General features: G+C 59.6%; 15 protein-coding genes. 10 read left to right on the top strand and 5 right to left on the bottom strand.

Annotated features, from left to right (window positions below):
- Nucleotides 1-18: 18 nt before the first annotated feature.
- The gene (locus tag ACA070_RS28745; RefSeq protein WP_497449246.1) at nucleotides 19-966 is read left to right on the top strand and encodes a GlxA family transcriptional regulator; all 948 of its coding nucleotides are present in this window, start codon (nucleotides 19-21) and stop codon (nucleotides 964-966) included.
- A gap of 132 nt (nucleotides 967-1,098) precedes the next feature.
- Here the strand turns inward: ACA070_RS28745 and ACA070_RS28740 are convergent, their stop codons facing one another.
- The 4 genes from ACA070_RS28740 to ACA070_RS28725 all read right to left on the bottom strand — a co-directional run bounded on the left by ACA070_RS28740 (nucleotide 1,099) and on the right by ACA070_RS28725 (nucleotide 2,723).
- Nucleotides 1,099-1,515, bottom strand: a complete 417-nt coding sequence (locus ACA070_RS28740; protein WP_497449245.1) for a DUF3010 family protein — start codon at nucleotides 1,513-1,515, stop codon at nucleotides 1,099-1,101.
- Nucleotides 1,516-1,547: 32 nt separating this feature from the next.
- Nucleotides 1,548-1,871, bottom strand: a complete 324-nt coding sequence (locus tag ACA070_RS28735) for a helix-turn-helix domain-containing protein (RefSeq protein ID WP_497449244.1) — start codon at nucleotides 1,869-1,871, stop codon at nucleotides 1,548-1,550.
- The gene (locus ACA070_RS28730; protein WP_131060643.1) at nucleotides 1,855-2,109 is read right to left on the bottom strand and encodes a type II toxin-antitoxin system RelE family toxin; all 255 of its coding nucleotides are present in this window, start codon (nucleotides 2,107-2,109) and stop codon (nucleotides 1,855-1,857) included. The genes ACA070_RS28735 and ACA070_RS28730 overlap by 17 nt, the downstream gene beginning before the upstream one ends.
- A gap of 212 nt (nucleotides 2,110-2,321) precedes the next feature.
- Nucleotides 2,322-2,723: a lysozyme inhibitor LprI family protein gene (locus tag ACA070_RS28725; protein ID WP_497449243.1), complete on the bottom strand. Its 402-nt coding sequence runs from the start codon at nucleotides 2,721-2,723 to the stop codon at nucleotides 2,322-2,324.
- A gap of 236 nt (nucleotides 2,724-2,959) precedes the next feature.
- Between ACA070_RS28725 and ACA070_RS28720 the strand changes: the two genes are divergently transcribed.
- The 8 genes from ACA070_RS28720 (at nucleotide 2,960) to ACA070_RS28685 (ending at nucleotide 12,845) form a co-directional block, all read left to right on the top strand.
- Nucleotides 2,960-3,937, top strand: a complete 978-nt coding sequence (locus ACA070_RS28720; RefSeq protein ID WP_008033250.1) for a dipeptidase — start codon at nucleotides 2,960-2,962, stop codon at nucleotides 3,935-3,937.
- 176 nt (nucleotides 3,938-4,113) lie between these two features.
- A complete protein-coding gene (locus ACA070_RS28715; RefSeq protein ID WP_007947752.1) occupies nucleotides 4,114-4,644 on the top strand; it encodes a DUF5943 domain-containing protein in 531 nt (176 codons plus the stop codon).
- Nucleotides 4,645-4,659: 15 nt separating this feature from the next.
- The gene (dgcA, locus tag ACA070_RS28710; protein WP_046052432.1) at nucleotides 4,660-6,720 is read left to right on the top strand and encodes a dimethylglycine demethylation protein DgcA; all 2,061 of its coding nucleotides are present in this window, start codon (nucleotides 4,660-4,662) and stop codon (nucleotides 6,718-6,720) included.
- A gap of 210 nt (nucleotides 6,721-6,930) precedes the next feature.
- Entirely contained in the window at nucleotides 6,931-8,880 is a 1,950-nt protein-coding gene (gene dgcB / locus ACA070_RS28705) for a dimethylglycine demethylation protein DgcB (protein ID WP_497449242.1), read from the top strand.
- Complete coding sequence (etfA, locus tag ACA070_RS28700) at nucleotides 8,880-10,100, top strand: electron transfer flavoprotein subunit alpha (RefSeq protein ID WP_497449241.1); 1,221 nt, start codon at nucleotides 8,880-8,882, stop codon at nucleotides 10,098-10,100. Before dgcB ends, etfA begins: the two co-directional genes overlap by 1 nt.
- A gap of 15 nt (nucleotides 10,101-10,115) precedes the next feature.
- A complete protein-coding gene (gene etfB / locus ACA070_RS28695) occupies nucleotides 10,116-10,886 on the top strand; it encodes an electron transfer flavoprotein subunit beta (RefSeq protein ID WP_497449240.1) in 771 nt (256 codons plus the stop codon).
- Nucleotides 10,887-11,029: 143 nt separating this feature from the next.
- Nucleotides 11,030-11,596, top strand: coding sequence for a GNAT family N-acetyltransferase (locus ACA070_RS28690; protein ID WP_497449239.1), 567 nt, complete (start codon nucleotides 11,030-11,032; stop codon nucleotides 11,594-11,596).
- 124 nt (nucleotides 11,597-11,720) lie between these two features.
- Nucleotides 11,721-12,845, top strand: coding sequence for a retropepsin-like aspartic protease (locus ACA070_RS28685; RefSeq protein ID WP_497452037.1), 1,125 nt, complete (start codon nucleotides 11,721-11,723; stop codon nucleotides 12,843-12,845).
- 680 nt (nucleotides 12,846-13,525) lie between these two features.
- On the opposite strand, the gene gbca is transcribed toward ACA070_RS28685, so the two are convergent.
- Nucleotides 13,526-14,821 carry a glycine betaine monooxygenase oxygenase subunit gene (gene gbca, locus ACA070_RS28680; protein ID WP_497449238.1) on the bottom strand — a complete coding sequence of 432 codons (1,296 nt, stop codon included), beginning with the start codon at nucleotides 14,819-14,821 and terminating at the stop codon, nucleotides 13,526-13,528.
- A gap of 283 nt (nucleotides 14,822-15,104) precedes the next feature.
- On the opposite strand from gbca, the gene gbcB reads away from it, so the two are divergent.
- Entirely contained in the window at nucleotides 15,105-16,205 is a 1,101-nt protein-coding gene (gene gbcB, locus ACA070_RS28675; RefSeq protein WP_497449237.1) for a glycine betaine monooxygenase reductase subunit, read from the top strand.
- Nucleotides 16,206-16,292 lie beyond the last annotated feature (87 nt).

The following is a 16,292-nucleotide window of genomic DNA, read 5'->3' as shown; positions in this document are numbered from 1 at the left end:
GCCAATCGAGTGCGATCCATGTCCCAGGATTTCTACTTCATGTTGATGCCGGGTTTCTCGGCCATCGGTTTTATCTCGGCCATCGAGCCGTTACGGGTCGCAAACCGCTTTCGCGGCGAGCTGTATCGCTGGCATGTGTTGAGTGCCGATGGCGGGGCGGTGCTGGCCAGCAACGGCATGTCGGTCAACGCCGATGCGGCGCTGGAACCGTTGAAGAAAGGTGCAACCCTGCTGGTAGTCGCCGGTTTCGAACCGCTGAAGTTCGCCACACCCGCGCTGGAACACTGGCTACGCCGCCTGGACAACGAAGGCGTGACACTCGGCGCCATCGACACCGGCAGTTTCGTCCTCGCCGAGGCAGGCCTGCTCGAAGGCCATCGCCTGACCCTGCACTGGGAAGCCATCGACGCCTTCAAGGAGTCTTATCCACAGCTCAGCGTCACCCAGGAGCTGTTCGAGATCGACCGCCGCCGCATCACCTCCGCCGGCGGCACCGCTTCCATCGACCTGATGCTCGACCTCATCGCCCAGGCCCATGGCCCGGAGCTGGCGATCCAGGTCAGCGAACAATTCGTGCTTGGCCGCATCCGCCCACGCAAAGACCACCAGCGCATGGAAGTCGCCACGCGGTATGGCATCAGCAACAAGAAGCTGGTGCATGTGATTGGGGAGATGGAACAGCACAGCGAACCGCCGCTGAGCACGCTGGAACTGGCGGAATCGATCAAGGTGACGCGGCGGCAGCTCGAACGCCTGTTTCGCCTGCACCTGAACGACACACCGAGCAATTTCTACCTGCGATTACGGCTGGAAAAGGCCCGGCAGTTGCTGCGGCAGACCGACATGAGCGTGCTGGAAGTGAGCATCGCGTGCGGGTTCGAATCGCCGTCGTATTTCACCCGAAGCTATCGAGCGCGGTTTGCGCGGTGCCCGCGCGAAGATCGCCGACAAACCCAGAAGGCCTGAGCTGTGGCAATGGTGCCAAGCCGAACCCTGTAGGAGCGAGGCTTGCCCGCGAAGAGGCCGGTACATTCAACTTCAGTGTCGCCTGACACACCGCCTTCGCGGGCAAGCCTCGCTCCTACAAGTGGTATGACGTTACTTCTTCACCAGGGCGGAGCAGGCCGCTTTAAACGCTTCATGCTGATACTTGTTCAGCGTCTCCGGCAGTGCAAAATCAAACTTCTTGTTCTGCGCATTAATCGTCTGCGGCGACAGCAACGTCACCTCGCAACTCTCCAGCAACTGAAAGACGCCCTCAATCTTGAACGTGGTCGGCCCACCGGCGAATTCACCTTTCTTGCTGCGTTTCTTGATCACGATTCGATCAACGGAGTTCTCGCGCACGAACGACGCCACCTGAGCGGCAAACACTTTGACGTTGGCGGCTTCGTCATCATCGTCCAAAGCGATTTTCTTGGTGGCCAGGGGGACGTGGCTAAGCGTCTGACCGTCGAGGGAGGCCACGGCGATGATTGCTTCACTGCCTTTGATTTCGATTCCGCAGATTTTCATTTCAATCCCTTTCACAAATGGTTGTGTGCAGCCTACAGCTCAAGTTGATTAGCTGTGATGCCAAACGCCGCGGCAATTTTCTCGCGGGTGGCCTTGCGAGGCTTCGCTACAGTCTCTTGCTGGGCAAAAGCAGGTTGAGAAATGCCCATGCGTTTGGCCACTTCATCCTGTGTAAGGTTCAGGTGTTCACGCCAGGCGCGAATCGGCGTCGCGCCATCGACTATGCGGCTGACCACTTCATGGGGAATCAGATCGGGCTCAATCTTATGCGCCACATATTGCGCGTAGGGAATGACCACAAACGCAGGATTCCCCTCTGCGTCGTTAATGATTTGAACGTCAGTAGGTGCGTTCATCGCGTTTTTTGACCTCTTGAATACTGACCACTTTGATTGCGCCATCCCAGTCGAACATGACTCGATAGTTACCCACTCGAAGTCGATAGGCGTAGTCATGACCGACCAGTGCTTTGACATTGCCTATATCAGGCATGTCAGTCAGCACCGTGACGGCATCACGAACCTGGATCTGGTGAGCGGAATGCAATTTCAGAAGCTGCTTAACGGCCTTTCGAGTCCAGTGAATGCTGTTCATGGGAGAATATAAGTCTTTTATAAGATTTCCAATCTTTACTTATAATTCTCAGTCGGCCAATTAACGAAGCATGTCGGGATGTTGCCCGGCCAACAGGGTCTGCTGCGAGGTGCTGGGAGTGCTGTCGGCTAAGTCGGCGATGTTTGTAGGAAACAGCATTTCTTGAGGATCGAAAGCCGGCGACGGTGCCAGCTTCCGACGGAAATTCAGGATCACTCCTGCCCAATCGACTCCAAAAACTCCGACCTCTCATCACTCATCCGCGCCACGCAATCATTCTGCGCAATGGTAAACGCCTTGCTACCACTGGTCGCCGGAAACGCTTCAACCGCGCAATCCGCATCTCTAGTCTTCAACCACTGCTGCTGCGCAGCCTTGAGCTTGGCGGTGATGTCGGCCAGTTGTGCCTGATTCTTGCCGTAGGCCGTTTGCATGCGCTCGTTCAGGCTTCGGTAGTTGTCTTTGAGCAGGTCTTCGGCAGTGGTCCTGCTGTAGGCGGAGCATTCCAGGGTCTGGACGTCGTTTTCGACTTTGTCGCAGGGGTTGTCGTCGGACTCTTCAGCCGCATGTACGCCGGTCGCTATCAGTGCCAAAGCCAGGAAGATCGTTCTCATTGCGACGCAGCCCCTTTTTTTCAGTGCCTATTCAGTAATGCAGCGAATTCTGGCCCAAGCCGCGGCCCTTGAACAGGTGGGTGATTGCGTCCATCAACGACCCTTTGTCGCGGATTGACGCTTTCGGCAAACCCCCTGTCGTTTTTGCACCCGGCTACCCCGTCCCTCAGGCATATGCTGGCCCCAAAGCGCCGGCACACGATTCGGCGCACGAATCGCTAATAGGGGACAGCCTGATGAGCCCAGCCGAATTGCACGCCGACAGCATCGTTATCGACGGGCTGATTATTGCCAAGTGGAACCGTGAGCTGTTCGAAGACATGCGCAAGGGCGGTCTGACCGCGGCCAACTGCACCGTGTCGGTGTGGGAGGGCTTCCAGGCCACCGTCAACAACATCGCCGCCAGCCAGAAGCTGATCCGCGAGAACAGCGACCTGGTGATACCGGTTCGCACCACCGCCGATATCCGCAAAGCCAAGGAGCAGGGCAAGACCGGCATCCTCTTCGGCTTCCAGAATGCTCACGCGTTTGAAGACCAGATCGGCTACGTCGAGGTGTTCAAGCAGCTGGGCGTTGGTATCGTGCAGATGTGCTACAACACCCAAAACCTGGTCGGTACCGGCTGCTATGAGCGTGATGGCGGCCTCTCGGGTTTCGGTCGCGAGATCGTTGCCGAGATGAACCGTGTCGGCGTCATGTGCGACCTGTCCCACGTCGGCTCGAAGACTTCCGAAGAAGTCATCCTCGAATCCAAAAAACCGGTTTGCTACTCCCACTGCCTGCCGTCGGGTCTGAAAATTCACCCGCGCAACAAATCCGATGAAGAACTGAAGTTCATTGCCGATCACGGCGGTTTCGTTGGCGTGACCATGTTCGCGCCGTTCCTGGCCAAGGGCATCGATTCGACCATCGACGATTACGCCGAAGCCATCGAATACACCATGAACATCGTCGGCGAAGACGCCATCGGCATCGGCACCGACTTCACCCAGGGCCATGGCCAGGACTTCTTCGAATACCTGACCCATGACAAGGGCTACGCCCGCCGTCTGACCAGCTTCGGCAAGATCATCAACCCGCTGGGCATCCGCACCGTCGGCGAGTTCCCGAACCTTACCGAGACGCTGCTCAAGCGCGGCCATTCCGAGCGCGTGGTCCGCAAGATCATGGGCGAGAACTGGGTCAACGTCCTCAAGGACGTCTGGGGCGAATAAACCCCCTTTAAAGCAACGATTTCTGTAGCAGCTGCCGAGGCACGAGGCTGCGTTGCGGTCCGCAGGACCGCCCTCGGGGGCCGCTTCGCAGCCCAACGCAGCCTCGCAGGCTCGCAGGCTCGACAGCTGCTACGGCCACCTATCGCCTCAACATAATGAATTCCGGAGTTTTAACCATGGCCAAGATCGCCCCGCAATTGCCAATCGAAGTCGACAGCGAAACCGGTGTCTGGACCTCCGACGCCCTGCCGATGCTGTACGTACCGCGTCACTTCTTCGTCAACAACCACATGGGCATCGAAGAGGTTTTGGGCGCTGAAGCCTACGCCGAAATCCTCTACAAGGCCGGCTACAAGTCCGCCTGGCACTGGTGTGAAAAAGAAGCTGAATGCCACGGCCTGGAAGGGGTCGCGGTGTTCGAGCACTACATGAAGCGCCTGTCGCAACGTGGCTGGGGCCTGTTCAAGATCCAGGACATCGACCTCGACAAAGGCACCGCCAGCGTCAAGCTCGAACACTCGGCGTTCGTCTACGTGTACGGCAAGGTCGGGCGCAAGGTCGACTACATGTTCACCGGTTGGTTTGCTGGTGCCATGGACCAGATTCTGCAAGCTCGCGGCAGCAAGATCCGCACCGTTGCCGAACAGGTTTACGGTGGCTCCGAAGAAGGCCACGACGACGGTTTGTTCACCGTCAAGCCGTTGTAAGTCGAGGAACCCGCCATGGCTTTCGAAGCAATGTTCCAGCCGATCCAGATCGGCAAACTGACCATCCGTAACCGCGTGCTCAGCACCGCGCACGCCGAGGTCTACGCGACCGACGGCGGCATGACCACCGACCGGTACGTCAAGTATTACGAAGAGAAAGCCAAGGGCGGGATCGGCCTGGCGATTTGCGGCGGTTCCTCCAGCGTGGCCATCGACAGCCCGCAAGGCTGGTGGAAGTCGGTCAACCTGGCCGACGACCGGATCATTCCGCACTTCCAGAACCTGGCCGATGCCATGCACAAGCATGGCGCCAAGATCATGATCCAGATTACCCACATGGGTCGTCGCTCGCGTTGGGACGGCGAGCACTGGCCAACCCTGCTGTCGCCGTCGGGTATCCGTGAACCGGTGCACCGTGCGACCTGCAAAACCATCGAGCCGGAAGAAATCTGGCGGGTGATCGGCAACTACGCCAGCGCTGCGGCACGGGCCAAGGCCGGAGGCCTGGACGGCGTGGAATTGTCGGCGGTGCACCAGCACATGATCGACCAGTTCTGGAGCCCGCGAGTCAACAAACGTACCGACGAATGGGGCGGCAGCTTCGAAAACCGCATGCGTTTCGGCCTGGAAGTGATCAAGGCTGTAAGGGCTGAAGTCGGCCCGGATTTCTGCGTCGGCATCCGTCTGTGCGGTGACGAATTCCACCCGGACGGCTTGTCCCACGAGGACATGAAGCAGATCGCCAAGTACTACGACGACACCGGCATGATCGACTTCATCGGCGTGGTCGGCTCGGGTTGCGACACCCACAACACCCTGGCCAACGTTATCCCGAACATGAGTTATCCACCGGAGCCGTTCCTGCACTTGGCGGCCGGTATCAAGGAAGTGGTGAAGGCCCCGGTGCTGCACGCGCAGAACATCAAGGACCCGAACCAGGCGACCCGTATTCTGGAAGGCGGTTACGTGGACATGGTCGGCATGACACGCGCCCACATCGCCGACCCGCACCTGATCGCCAAGATCAAAATGGGCCAGGTTGACCAGATCAAACAATGCGTCGGCGCCAACTACTGCATCGACCGTCAATACCAGGGCCTGGACGTGTTGTGCATCCAGAACGCCGCTACTTCCCGTGAATACATGGGCGTGCCGCACATTATCGAGAAGTCGACCGGTGTGAAGCGCAAGGTTGTGGTGGTCGGTGCCGGCCCTGCCGGGATGGAAGCCGCTCGCGTGTCCGCCGAGCGTGGCCACGACGTGACCCTGTTCGAGAAGAAAGAATTCATCGGCGGGCAGATCACCACCGCCTCGAAAGCTCCGCAACGGGACCAGATTGCCGGTATCACTCGCTGGTTCCAGCTGGAACTGGCGCGTCTGAAAGTCGATCTGCGTTTGGGCGTGGCGGCGGATGCGGCGACCATTCTCGACCTGCGTCCAGACGTGGTGGTACTCGCCGTCGGCGGCCATCCATTCCTGGAGCAGAACGAACACTGGGGCGCGGCTGAAGGCCTGGTGGTCAGCAGCTGGGACATCCTCGATGGCAAGGTTGCGCCGGGCAAGAACGTGCTGGTCTACGACACCATTTGCGAGTTCACCGGGATGTCCACCGCCGACTTCCTCGCCGACAAGGGCAGTCAGGTCGAGATCGTCACTGACGATATCAAGCCGGGCGTAGCGATTGGCGGCACCTCGTTCCCGACGTACTACCGCAGCATGTACCCGAAAGAAGTGATCATGACCGGCGACATGATGCTGGAGAAGGTCTACCGCGAAGGCGACAAGCTGGTGGCGGTGCTGGAAAACGAATACACCGGCGCCAAAGAGGAGCGGGTGGTGGACCAGGTGGTCGTCGAAAACGGCGTGCGTCCGGACGAAGAAATCTACTACGCCCTGAAGGAAGGCTCGCGCAACAAAGGCCAGATGGACATCGAAGCTTTGTTCGCGATCAAGCCGCAGCCTTCGCTGAGCCAGGCGGGCGACGGCTACTTGCTGTTCCGCATCGGCGACTGCGTGGCGCAGCGTAATACACACGCCGCGATCTACGACGCGTTGCGGTTGTGCAAGGATTTCTAACGGCATCAACACCATCACCTGTGGCGAGGGAGCTTGCTCCCGCTGGGCTGCGCAGCGGCCCCAAAATCTGCAGTCGAGGTGCATCAGATAAGCACCTGCGACTGTTTTGGGAGCGCTTCGCACTCCAGCGGGAGCAAGCTCCCTCGCCACAAGTAGGTGCGTCGCTCTCATCGGCGCGCACATGACCCCGAGGTCTTTGGGAGCTCCACCATGTTGAACACCCTTCTTCCAATCCTGTTGTTCGCAGCTCTGGGCCTCGCTGTCCTCGGCGCGTTGCGGCGGGTGGCTATGTGGCGTCGAGGCCGGGCTTCGAAAGTCGACCTGATCGGCGGCCTGTTCGCCATGCCCAAGCGCTACATGGTCGATTTGCACCACGTCGTCGCGCGGGACAAATACATTGCCAACACCCACGTCGCCACGGCCGGTGGTGCGGTGGCGTCGATGGTGCTGGCGATACTGGTTCACGGTTTCGGCCTGCACAATCGCATTCTCGGTGTTGCCCTGTTGATTGCCTCGGCGGTGATGTTCGTCGGTGCGATTTTCATGTTTCTGCGTCGTCGCAATCCACCCGCTCGCCTGTCCAAAGGGCCTTGGATGCGCCTGCCGAAAAGCCTGTTGGCGTTTTCGGCGAGCTTTTTCCTGTTGACCCTGCCGGTCGCCGGCATCCTCCCGGAAAACTTCGGCGGTTGGGTGGTGGCAGCGATCCTCTTCGTCGGTGTGCTGTGGGGCGTCTCGGAATTGTTCTTCGGCATGACTTGGGGCGGGCCGATGAAACATGCCTTCGCCGGTGCCCTGCACCTGGCCTGGCACCGTCGCGCCGAACGTTTTGGCGGCGGTCGTTCCACCGGTTTGAAACCGCTGGACCTGAACGATCCAACCGCGCCACTGGGCGTGGAAAAACCCAAGGATTTCACCTGGAACCAACTGCTCGGCTTCGACGCCTGCGTGCAGTGCGGTAAGTGCGAAGCCGCGTGCCCGGCATTCGCCGCCGGCCAACCGCTGAACCCGAAAAAGCTGATTCAGGACATGGTGGTCGGCCTGGCCGGTGGCACCGATGCCAAGTTCGCCGGCAGCCCTTATCCGGGCAAAGCCATCGGCGAACACGCCGGCAACCCGCATCAACCGATCGTCAACGGTCTGGTCGACGCCGAAACCTTGTGGTCCTGCACCACCTGCCGCGCCTGCGTCGAGGAGTGCCCGATGATGATCGAGCACGTCGATGCCATCGTCGACATGCGCCGCCATCTGACCCTGGAAAAAGGCGCGACCCCGAACAAGGGCGCCGAAGTCCTGGAAAACCTGATCGCCACCGACAACCCGGGCGGCTTCGCTCCAGGCGGGCGGATGAACTGGGCGGCGGACTTGAACCTCAACCTGCTCAGCGACAAGAAATCCGTCGACGTGCTGTTCTGGGTTGGCGACGGTGCCTTCGACATGCGCAACCAGCGCACCTTGCGCGCCTTCGTCAAGGTGCTGAAAGCGGCCAAGGTCGACTTCGCGGTGCTGGGCCTTGAAGAGCGTGACAGCGGTGACGTGGCCCGACGTCTGGGCGACGAAGCAACCTTCCAGTTGTTGGCCAAACGCAACATCCAGACCCTGGCCAAATACAGCTTCAACCGTATCGTCACCTGCGACCCACACAGCTTCCACGTGCTGAAAAACGAATACGGCGCCTTCGACGGCCACTACCTCGTGCAGCACCACAGCACTTACATGGCCGAAATCATCGGCGCTGGCGCCCTGAACCTTGGCCAGCACAAAGGCAGCAGCGTGACCTATCACGACCCGTGCTACCTCGGCCGCTACAACGGCGAGTACGAGGCGCCGCGTGAAGTGCTGCGTGCCCTCGGCATCGAAGTGAAAGAGATGCAACGCTCCGGTTTCCGTTCGCGCTGCTGCGGCGGTGGTGGCGGTGCGCCGATCACCGACATTCCGGGCAAGCAGCGGATCCCTGACATGCGCATGGAAGACATCCGCGAAACCGGCGCCGAACTGGTGGCCGTGGGTTGTCCACAATGCACCGCGATGCTCGAAGGCGTGGTTGAACCCCGGCCGCTGATCAAGGACATCGCCGAACTGGTGGCCGACGCGTTGCTCGAAGACGCAGCCCCAAGCAAGCCAACCACCCCGGCCCAACGTGAACCTGCGGAGGCCCACTAATGAGCGACATTATCCGCCGTGACCCCCGCGCCGAATGGATCGCCCGTAACCGCCTGCACCCGCTGCACGCGGCCATGCAACCGGCGCAACACAGCTGGATGGGGCCTAACGGCGTCATCCGCAAGAATCCCCATGGCATCGGTTTTATCGGTCCCAACGGTATCAAACGCATCGACCGCAGCGGCGCTCAGCAGGGCGGGGCAACCAAACGCTCGGCCGCGGTTGAAGTGCAATTGCCGCTGCATCAAGTGCCTGCACCTGCGTTCTACATCAGCGTGGTGCCGGACATGGTCGGCGGTCGCTTGAGCAGCCACGACCGCGACTTGCTTGGCCTGGCGCATCAATTGGCCGGCAAGGACGGTGCGGTATTGGCCGTGGTCTTCGGCGAACACAAGGAAAACGCCTTCGCCACCGCTGGCGTCGATCGCTTGCTGGTGCTGGAAGGCGACGAATTCAGCGGTTATGCACCGGAACAACGAGTCCAGGGCCTGCGGGCTGTGGATAACCAGTTCAACCCGCGTCATTGGCTGCTGCCCGATAGCCGCAGCGGCGGCGGTGAACTCGGTCGGCGCTTTGCCGCCGCACTGGGCGAACGCCCGGCCACGCGGGTCTGGCAGGTCAAGGATCAGGAATGCATCGGCCGCGCCGGCGCCGGGTTACAAGACCTTGCACGTCCGGTTGCACGCCTGATTCTGGCCGCCGTCGAGTGCGCCGAACCGGTCAGCGAAACCCGTCACGAAGCCTTGCCGGTGGAGTTATCCACAGCGGTGGCGCGCAGCCTGTCGCGCATCGAGGATTTGGGCGCAGTGGCGGTGGATCCGGCGGCAATTCCGATGGCCGAAGCCGAGTTCATCTTCTCCGGCGGCAACGGGGTCAAGGACTGGGGACTTTTCCACAGGACCGCCGAAGCCCTGGGCGCCACCGAAGGCGCGTCCCGGGTGGCCGTGGACGACGGCTTCATGGCCCGCGACCGCCAGGTCGGCGCGTCCGGCACCTGGGTCACCGCGCGGGTCTACGTGGCGGTTGGGATTTCCGGGGCGATCCAGCACCTGCAAGGCATCGGTGCCTGCGACAAGGTGGTGGCGATCAACCTCGATCCGGGTTGCGACATGATCAAACGGGCCGACCTGTCGGTGATCGGCGAGAGCGCCGAGATTCTTCAAGCCTTGATCGCGGCGGTAGAGGCTTACCGCAACGAAGCCAAGCGCGATGCGGCTTAAGGAAAGGAAAGGGTTATGAGCACGAAAATCATCAGCCTGGTGTCCATCGGCGCCCACCCGACCTCCGGCCGGCCACGTCGCGCGGAGCAGGATGCGCGGGCGGTGGAACTGGGTCTGCAACTGGCTGGGGATAACCTGCAAGTGCTGCATGCAGGCGACGTCGCGGAACCGGCGCTGCGCGCGTATCTGGGCATGGGCCTGAAGCAGTTGCATGTGCTGGAACAACCCGAAGGTGCCGACGCATTGCCGGCGTTGACCGCGTATTTGCGTGACGCCGGAGCACGGGTGGTGCTGACCGGCAGCCAGGCGGAAACCGGTGAAGGCTCGGGCATGTTGCCGTTCCTGCTGGCGGAAAGCCTCGGCTGGCCGCTGGTGGTCGGGCTGGCTCAGGTGGAATCCATCGATGGCAGTTCGGCGCTGGTGCTGCAAGCCTTGCCCCGTGGCCAGCGTCGGCGTTTGAAGGTTCGGCTACCGTTTCTTGCCACTGTGGATAACGCGGCACCCAAGCCTCGGCAGAGCGCTTATGGCCCGGCGCGGCGCGGGGTGCTGCAGGCCGATGAAGTCGAAGTGATCGACGATGAATTGCTGGCCGTCGCCACGTTGCAACCGGCGAAGCCACGGCCTAAACGCTTGAAGGTAATCAAGGCCAAGAGCGGCGCGGACCGGATGAAAGCGGCAACGGCCAAGGCCAGTGGCGGGGGTGGGCAAGTGCTCAAAGGCGTGACTGCGCAGGCGGGTGCCGATGCCATTCTCAAGTTACTGATCGAAGAAGGCGTCGTCCGCTAACCGAAAATCAGCGCAGAACCAATGTAGGAGTGAGCCTGCTCGCGAATGCTATCTGTCAGCTGCCATGAGTCGACTGACCCACCGCTATCGCGAGCAGGCTCGCTCCTACAGGGGCTGGTTTGACCGACATTTATGGGGAAACAATGGCAGTTGAATTTCGTTCGGCAGTGCGCGCGGATGCGCGTGAGATTGCGCGTCTGTTTCAAATCACATCGGAGGGTGCTGCCGATTACATCTGGAGCCAGCTGGCGCAGCCCGGTCAGGATCTGCTGGACGTAGGCGCCATTCGTTACGCCCGTGACGACGTGGATTTTTCCTACCAGAACTGCCTGATTGCCGAGTCCGATGGCAACGTCATTGGCATGCTGCACAGCTACGTGATGCGTCACGATCCCCTGGCAGAGCCGACGACCGATCCGGTCCTGGCGCCCTACGCGAAGATGGAAATCCCCGACACCCTCTACATTTCCAGCCTGGCGCTGCATGAGGGCTGGCGAAACCTGGGCCTGGGCAAGCAATTCCTCGCGTACGCTTACGACCGTGCCAGCCAGCTTGGGCTCAATGGCTTGAGCCTGATCGACTACGCCGCCAACACCGGCGCTCGCCGGTTTTACGAGCGCCATGGCTTTCGAATCGTCGACACCTGCCAGATCACGCCGCATCCGATGATTCGGGTCACGGGGGAGGCGTACCTGATGTATCGGCCCTAGTGAGCTACATTTCACTATGAGTTGCCCAACGCGGCAGCAGCGCTAATTCATAAAACTTGTGTTCAACAATGGGTTGACCATGAACGCGGTCAGTCGCCGTGAGACATGTCTGATCTGTGCCGTGATGGTGCTGCTGGTGGTGTCGACGTTTTCATCGGCTGAGACCAGCACAGAACCTGACTTTTACCAATGGCTGGCGTCGGAACCGGGACGAAAAGCCTCTCTGGCGCAGATGCAGCAGCAGTGCGACAAGGTGCTTGCTGCTGATGAAAACCTCAACTGTTCAGTGTCCGTGTTCGCCCGAATATTCGAGACCAAAGCTGCCAACCAGCTTCCCGACTACTATCTGGCGGTCAAGCGTCGTCATGCCCGGGCAATCGCGAACGACCCTGAACTCAAGGTGTTGTTTTCCATGTTCGGCAGCCAATCGATCGCGACTTTGCGCAAGGTCGCTGATTTTTCCGTGGAGAGAACGAAGCATCCTGAAGTACTCGCGATTTATCCCTACGTCAGTGACGATTACGTGATTGACGAGGTGCTGCCCTACATCAATGTCAAAGCGGCCAATGGTTTCTCGTCACGCTTCATTCTGGACACGGGCGCCCCTCAAACCCGGGTCAACTCCGCGACGGCGAAGCGGATGGGGATCAAGTTGTTGACCGACTCCCATTATGGCTACAGCACGTTTTATGGTGAGCGCGACCTGTCGGCCAAACTCGGGATCCTCAAGTCGTTAAAGATCGGCGCGAGTGAGTTCAGGAATGTGCTGGTGTTTGTCAGCGACCGGGACAACTTGTTGGGGCTGGACCTGATCAGTAAGTTGGGGCGCCTGAAAGTCACGAAAAAAACCTTGGAGCTTAACGCCCAGCCTCCCGCCCGATGCGATTCGCCAATTACGTACACGCGCATGGACATCAATCAACGATTGACCGTTGCCGCGCGGCTTGATCGTCGGGCAACCCTGGGGATTATCGATACCGGCAACGTTGATTACCTGACGTCCGCGTTACCGGGCAGCTCACCCGTTCACGTCGCCGCCAGGCCCCACTCCCAAACCTTCCAGGGCGAGTTGAATCTGTCAGGTCATACCGCGCCGGTCACCTATAAACACTACCCGAGCTTTACGATTCCGCCGTCGTTGTTGGCGGGGCGGTACGTGCCTTCGATTCTGTTCGGGTGGCGCGCATTCGATGAATATGAGCTCAATCTGGACATCGACTCTGGCCGGTCGTGTTTCAACAGGCTCTGATCAGCTTTACCCACAATCCCTGTTAGCGCTTCTGTGGATAACATGTTCACCCCTCGCTATACCCCATACAAACCAAGCCCTGCAACCCTTCGTACAAAAAACAACCAGGCTAACTAACGGTTTTTTCGAGCTTTTTCCAGAGGATAACTTTTCGCGCGTGCCAATACTTGCCCCCAATCTCTGTTAGCGCATCTGTGGATAAGATGTTCGCTGTCCTCTACAGGCTATATAAACCGGGCTTATCCGGTGGGTGGTTAAAAAACGATCAAATCAACGGTTTTGGGTGGTAAACCGCTCGCAAACCCTGATTTTTCGCGGTTTTCGAGGGTTTTCCACAGATTCGTCAAAGTTGCCCCCAAAGTCTGTTGGCGCTTCTGTGGATAAGGTGTTCGCCATCCGCTGCAAGCCACGTAGAACGTGCCTTACAAGCTGTAGATCAAAAAACAACCAATCGTTGTTCAAAACCCAGCTTCTGGATAAGTCACGGTTTTTATTCACTTTATGAAGAGAAAGTTTCGAGCAAATCCACACTTGTCCCCATTAGCTGTGGGTGGAGGTGTGGATAACTTGTTTGCGAATCGCTACAGCCCCATGCCAGCGGCACTTCTAAAGCACTTGATCGAAATTTGCACAATAAAAAACCGCGAAACATGTTCGCGGTTTTTGTCTCAGCGGATCGGTCAGCCCTGAACCGGCACGCCTTTGAGGTACGGCGCAGGTTCCGCGCCCAGGTTGCTCAGCAACCGCTCGCTGTACCAGTCCACAAAGTTCACCACGCCAAATTCATAGGTCTTGGAGTAAGGCCCTGGCTGGTAAGCCGTGGAGTTGATGCCGCGCTGGTTCTCTTCGGCCAGGCGACGGTCCTGATCGTTGGTCGCATCCCAGACCTGACGCATACGGTCCACGTCGTAGTCCACACCTTCAACCGCGTCTTTGTGCACGATCCACTTGGTGGTGACCATGGTTTCCTGAGCGCTGATCGGCCACACCGTGAACACGATGATGTGGTCGCCCATGCAGTGGTTCCACGAGTGCGGCAGGTGCAGGATGCGCATCGAGCCCAGGTCCGGGTTCTTGATGCGGCCCATGAGTTTGGCGCAGCCCTGTTTGCCGTCGATGGTCATCGACACGGTGCCCTTGAGCAGCGGCATGCGCACGATGCGGTTACGCAGGCCGAAACTGGCGTGGGCGTAAGGAATCTTTTCGGCTTCCCAGGAAGCGGCGGAGGCGGCGACGTGGTCCTTGAAGGCCTGGTCGGCGCGCGGGTCGGTGACGTCGTCCCATTCCAGCAGGGTTTTCAACAGTTCCGGGTGCGACGCGTTGCAGTGATAGCACTCGCGGTTGTTTTCCAGCACCAGTTTCCAGTTGGCCTTTTCCATCAAGGTGGTGGTGATCGCCACCTTGGTGTTCTCCATGTCGTACGGTTCCATGTAATGGTTCAGCGTCGACAGGAAGTCATCAATGGCCGGCGGGTTCTCCGACAGGCTGATGAAGATGTAGCCGCCGGCGGTCTTCACGTTCACCGGTTTGAGGCCGTACTCCTTCATGTCGAAGTCGGCGCCCATTTCGGTGCCGGCGAACAGCAGGCGACCGTCCAGTTCGTAGGTCCACTGGTGGTAATGGCAAACCAGCTTGGCAACCTTGCCTTTTTCACTGGTGCACAGACGCGAACCGCGGTGACGGCAGACGTTGTGGAACGCATGGATCACGCCTTCGGCGCCACGAATCACGATGATCGGATTCTTGCCGACTTGCAGGGTCAGGTAGTTGCCCTTGGTCGGGATTTCGCAGGCCATGCCGGCGATCAACCACTCTTTCTGGAAGATTTCCTGCATGTCGATATCAAACAGCCGCTCGTCAGAGTAAAACGGCTGCGGCAGCGAGAAAGTACGCTCGCGCTCTTGCAGCATCTGCGCGGTGGCCTTGCGTGCGGGTTCCAGCGGATCGCCCAGGCTGATTTTTGCGGTGACGTCCATCGATGTGATCCTCAAGGCCTTTCTGTGAGGCCGGCGAAAGTGGCTAATCAGGGTTACTACGCAAGGTGTAAGGAATATGTATTGGTATGGAGCGAGTGTGGGGCCCGCGCTGGCCAGAACCTTATCCATGGGCGACATGGCCCAATCTGTTCCCGACGCGCAACCCCCGGTAGTTGGGGGCTGGTCGCGATAAGTATGTGAATGTCGCAGATAGGTAAATGGGTGGCTCGCGCTATACGCAGAATCGCCAACATAAGGCCGACCATCGGCGGTGGAGAACAGCATGTCCAACAGCTTCCTGAATCCGGTAACCACCCAGACCTGGGCCAACGGTAGACACATCGTCCGTTGCGTCAAAGTCATCCAGGAAACCTGGGATGTGCGCACCTTCTGCTTCATGGCCGACCAGCCGATCCTGTTCTTCTTCAAGCCTGGGCAATTCGTCACCCTGGAGCTGGAAATCGAAGGCGTGCCGATCATGCGCTCCTACACCATTTCCAGCTCGCCATCGGTGCCATACAGCTTTTCGGTAACGATCAAGCGTGTGCCGGGCGGCAAGGTGTCGAACTGGCTGCACGACACCCTGCATGAAGGTCAGGAGCTGGCCGTGCACGGGCCGGTCGGGTTGTTCAACGCCATGGACTTCACCGCGCCGAAGGTGCTGTACCTCAGCGGCGGCGTCGGCATTACGCCGGTCATGTCGATGGCCCGCTGGTTCTACGACACCAACGGCAACGTCGACATGGTGTTCATCCACAGCGCCCGCTCGCCCAAAGACATCATTTACCACCGCGAGCTGGAACACATGGCGTCGCGGATCGAAAACTTCAGCCTGCACCTGATCTGCGAAAAGCATGGCCTGGGCGAGCCGTGGGCCGGTTATCGCGGCTACCTGAACCACAAAATGCTCGAACTGATGACGCCGGACTTCATGGAGCGCGAAGTGTTCTGCTGCGGCCCGACGCCGTACATGAACGCGGTCAAGCGCATGCTCGAAGCGGTCGGCTTCGACATGTCGCGTTATCACGAGGAATCGTTCGGTGCCACGCCGCCGGAAGCCCGTGCGGATGCGGTGGAACAGGCCGAAATTGCTGCCGACGCGCCGGAAGTCGATCTGGCGGACCTGCATCAAGTCGAATTTATCTCGTCCGGCAAGAGTATTCGCGTAGCCCCAGGTGAAACCGTGCATGCGGCGGCGGCCAAGTTGGGTCTATTGATTCCGAAGGCTTGCGGGATGGGGATTTGTGGGACGTGCAAGGTGATGAAGCTGGGGGGCGAGGTCGAGATGGAACACAACGGCGGGATTACCGAGGAAGACGAAGCCGAGGGCTACATCCTGTCGTGCTGCAGCGTGCCGAAGGGGGACGTGCGCATCGAGTTTTGAACCTGTGGGAGCGAGCCTGCTCGCGATAGCGGTGGATCAGTCAATATCAATGTTGAATGTTCCGGCCTCATCGCGAGCAGGCTCGCT

The organism is Pseudomonas sp. LBUM1678 (assembly GCF_059695575.1).
Note: the sequence above shows the minus strand (reverse complement) of the source record. Positions and strands in the feature narration are given on the sequence as shown.